Annotated in this window: 1 protein-coding gene; it reads left to right on the forward strand. The window is 70.4% G+C overall.

Translation table 11 applies throughout. The annotated features are described in order from the left end of the window. Positions 1 to 226: hypothetical protein (locus VR44_RS40755; protein ID WP_045952756.1), on the forward strand; the 226-nt coding region annotated here is incomplete at both ends.

The following is a 226-nucleotide window of genomic DNA, read 5'->3' on the forward strand; positions in this document are numbered from 1 at the left end:
GCTACAGGCCTTCCTGCAGGGCGCCTGGCACGATCTGTCGTTCATCCCGACCGGGGGCGGCGAACCCATCGCGTACGTCGCACGGGACGTCGCGGTCCCGCCGGGCGTGCTCACGATCCCCGTCCGCGCGGGGTTCAGCTCGCAGGCCGCGCTCACGGACGTCTACTTCATCATCGGCGGCAGCAGCGCGACCCACGAGGACGTGAAATCCGGCAGCGCCTATGCC

Source organism: Streptomyces katrae (assembly GCF_000966975.1).
Classification (GTDB): domain Bacteria; phylum Actinomycetota; class Actinomycetes; order Streptomycetales; family Streptomycetaceae; genus Streptomyces; species Streptomyces katrae.